The sequence below is a fragment of the Ottowia sp. genome (genome assembly GCF_047975795.1).
In the GTDB taxonomy this organism is placed as follows: Bacteria; Pseudomonadota; Gammaproteobacteria; order Burkholderiales; family Burkholderiaceae_C; genus Ottowia.
The window spans coordinates 1-2,876 of the sequence record NZ_JBKEEE010000055.1; the positions used below are offsets into that span (position 1 = coordinate 1).

Genomic DNA, 2,876 nt, shown 5'->3' on the forward strand with positions numbered 1-2,876 from the left:
CACGCTTGCGCGTGCGTTTGGCTGCAAGCTCGAATCCAGTGGTGGCAAGGCTTGTCTGTTGCATCGCTCCACTGTCTCAGATCAGGCCGTCATGGGGCTGACTTTTGCAGACCTTCCTTAAGTTCCAGCAGGCGCATGCGCAGGTCTTCCACTCCTTTTGCCGTGCCGCTGCCCGAGCGCTCCAGTGCTTGTTGCTCGGCGTCAACACGTTCCAGGGACTTGGCGTATTCCTCGGCCAGCGTCCTGAGCGTGACAAAGTGGGTATTCCAGGCGCGGTAGTAACCTGCCCAGCTGTTGACGATCTGGCCGTTAAGCGACTGCCATTTACCTTCAAGTTCATCTGCATGGCGCGCTGCCTCATCACGGTACTTGCTGGCCTGGGTGGTGGCTGACATCCATGTGAAAGTGACCGCCTGTTGCAGCTCGCCGTGCTTTTTCGCGGTTTTGTCCAGCGCGGCGTCCACGTCGCCCTGACCATCGGCCATTTCTTTTTGGGCTTGTTTCGTCTTGCGCCCGGTCTCTTTGGCTGCATCGCCCACGCTCTCGGTCGCCTGCTTGGATTCCTCCATGCTTCTGACCACAGATTTACCCGCTTCGTCGGTTTCAATCACAAAGCCACGTTGCCCTGCCTGGGCTTGCAGCATGGCATCGGCCACGCCATCGTTGGCCGCGATCTGCGTCTCGGCCATGGACCGCCAAGCCTGGTTGAGCTCCTGCGCTGTAGCTGTGCCACTGCCTTGCACCGTATCAAACGCTTGCTTGGCCGCTGCCGCTGCCGCGTCCAGCTCCTTTTGCGGTGTCACTCCCAGGCTGTGTAGCGCTTCCTCCAGGCGCTGGATACCTGGAATCTGCCCTTCCACCGTCTGGCGTTGGCGCTCCAAGATGGTATTCAAGCGTTGCATGCCGTCAGCACCGAGCTGGCCCGACTTGCCCATAGCATCCAGTCGCTTTTGCAGCGCGTCTATCGACTCCAGGCTGTCGGCCTTGGGCACGGCAGCGGCAAAGGCCACCTCCATCGCACGGGCTGAATCCTCTGCTTTCAGCCCCGCCTTGCCCAGCTGATCAGCTACGTTGTCCAGGGTATCGATGGCAACCTGGGCGCTCTCGCTGACACGGCCCATTGCCTGCGCGGCGTTGACACCCAAGCGGTCAAACGCTTCGGTCAGCGCCTGATCGCTGGCCTTGGCAAGCTGCTCGGCACTCAGCGCCACATCATCCAATGACTTGGCGTTGGCTTTGTTGGCATCGGCCTGCCGCTGCGCCGCTGCCGCAGCATCATCGGATGCCGCCGCCTGCTGTTGCTGCGCCTCACTCGCCTTGCCTGCGCTGGCAAACAGGTCTGCATAGCTGTCGTCAATGGCTTGCAACTGCTGCGCCAGACGCTGCTGTACCGCCGCAGCCGTATCGTCCGAGAACGCCGCCTGTGCAAGCTCCACTGCCGCCTTGGCATACGCTGCCGTTTTAGTCAGTCCTGCCGCCAAAGCAATGCCCGCTTGCTCGATTTCTACAAACTCTTGCTTCAGGTAGGTGCCGACGCTCCAGCCCAACCAGCCCGCCGCCGCGACCTGGCCCGCTTTACCGATGATGCCCGCCGCCGCCTGGGCATGTTGCGCGCCGAGCAACGCATCTGTGCCCCAGCCCAACAAGGTCTTTCCCAGGCCCAACGCCTTTAGACCCACAGCAACCTTGGCCAGTGCCTCCAGCTCGGCACTGTATTTGTTGACGTAGCCAGCCACCGTGACGGCGCTTGCCCCCAATTCTTTGATGCCCTGGTACAGCTTGACGATAGCGTCCGACGCCTGCTGCGCCCACACCTTGAGCTCGCCGGTTTGCGACATTTCTTCGATGGCGTTGTTCACTGCCGTGAGTTCGGCTCGGAACAAATCCAGCACGCCCGACTTGGCAACCAAATCCAGGAAGCTCTGCCAATTGGCGCGCAGCAGACCCATCTGGCCGTTCCAGGTTTCCAGCGCTTTGGCTCTCGCCCCGGCGTTGGTGCGGCCCATCTCATCCATCAGCTGGCGCAGCGCGTCGCGCCCCAACTGCCCGGCACTGGACATCTCTTGCAGCGCACGCACGCTTTTGCCGGTGGCTTGGGCGAGCAAGTCCCACACCGGCACGCCGCGCTCGATCAGTTGCAGCGCCTCTTCGCCCTGTAATTTTTGCTTCGTCCACGCCTGGCCCAGCGCCAGTACGATCCCGTTGAGTGTTTCGCCCTCGCCGCCCAGGGCAGCGGCCTGGTCAGCAATGGCTGCAAAGCTGCCGTCCATGGGGTCAAGGCCCATAGCCTTGAGCTTGGCGAACGACTCGGTGATGGTGTCCAACTCGAACGGCGTGGTCTTGGCAAAGTCTGTGATCCAGCCCAACGCCTGCTCGGCCTTGCCAGCGCTGCCGTACAGTACTTCGAGCTGGTTTTGCAGCGACTCAAACTTGGCTCCGGCCCGCACCACCTGATCAATGCCGTCGCGCAGTACGCCCAGGGCGCTGGAGACGCTGTTAATGCCCAGTTGCGCACCCGCAAAACCAAGGCCAGCCAGCGCCCCCTTGCCCAACAGGCTCAGCGCCCGGTTGGCCTTGCTGGCCGCTTTTTCGCTCCTGTCGGCAGCGCTGCCCAGCTGATGCATCGCTTTGGCTAACGCCGCCAGCTCGGGCATGGCCTCGCCACCTTCGCGACCCATGCGATCCAGCTCAGTGGCCAGCTTGCGCAGCTTGTCGCCGCCAGTGGCGTCGGCTTCTACGACCAGTTTGGCGCGCATAAGCACCAAAGATCAAATGGTGGTGTACATCATGGGTTGGCTGCTGGCCGGTTACCTGTTTGCGCACCAGTTGCTCAGCGTGTGGCGCAAGCCCGAATCTGCCCTGCTGTATCTGATGCA

General features: G+C 62.1%; 1 protein-coding gene. It reads right to left on the reverse strand.

The window, feature by feature from the left end:
- Positions 1-89 precede the first annotated feature (89 nt).
- Positions 90-2,756, reverse strand: coding sequence for a tape measure protein (locus tag ACK5NW_RS08665; protein WP_416927076.1), 2,667 nt, complete (start codon positions 2,754-2,756; stop codon positions 90-92).
- Positions 2,757-2,876 lie beyond the last annotated feature (120 nt).

What these genes read in the sequence shown, in the direction of transcription:
- ACK5NW_RS08665 (WP_416927076.1), bottom strand. Translation starts at nt 2,756, where the DNA reads ATGCGCGCCAAACTGGTCGTAGAAGCCGACGCCACTGGCGGCGACAAG.